This window comes from Streptomyces sp. SID4985 (assembly GCF_009863025.1).
Lineage (GTDB): Bacteria > Actinomycetota > Actinomycetes > Streptomycetales > Streptomycetaceae > Streptomyces.
In genome coordinates, this window is record NZ_WWIR01000056.1 from 1 (window position 1) to 726 (window position 726).

Annotated in this window: 1 pseudogene; it reads right to left on the minus strand. The window is 71.8% G+C overall.

Annotated elements, in window-relative coordinates:
• Positions 1-726: pseudogene (locus GTW40_RS02315) on the minus strand (D-alanyl-D-alanine carboxypeptidase); the annotation flags it as partial.

The following is a 726-nucleotide window of genomic DNA, read 5'->3' on the forward strand; positions in this document are numbered from 1 at the left end:
GCCCCGGTGGCCGCCGCCCTGCACGGCGGCACTGGCGACGGGTTCGGCTCCGGCGGCGCCGGGGGGCGTGCCCGGGGTGGCCGGCGCTGAGGTGCCCGCCGATGCCGATGCCGATGCCGATCCCGAGGTGCTCGGCGAGGCGGTCACGGCGTTCTTCGGCGGGACGAGCGACCCCACCGGCTGGACCTTCCCGGCCGCCTGGAAGCCCCAGTCGAACAGCTTGGCCGTCTCCTTGTAGACCTCGTTGTGCTCGGCCTTCGCCGGGTTCATCACCGTGACCAGGAGCACCTTGCCACCGCGCTCGGCGACACCGGTGAAGGTGGCGCCCGCGTTGGTGGTGTTGCCGTTCTTCACCCCGGCGATGCCCTGGTAGACGGGCACGTCGGTGTCGCCGCTGAGCAGCCGGTTGGTGTTCTGGATGTCCTGGTACTCGGTGACCGCCTTGCCCTTGCCCTTCTGGGCGGTGCCGCTCGGGAACCTGGCCCGCACGGTCGAGCAGTACTCCCGGAAGTCCTTCTTCTGCAGCCCGGAGCGGGCGAACAGCGAGAGGTCGTACGCCGAGGAGACCTGGCCGGGGGCGTCGTAGCCGTCGGGGCTGACCACGCTGGTGTCCAGGGCCTGGAGCTGGTCGGCGTGGGCCTGCATGTCCTGGACGGTCGCGCCGACGCCGCCGTTCATGGCGGACAGCACGTGGACGGCGTCGTTGCCGGAGCGCAGGAAGACGCC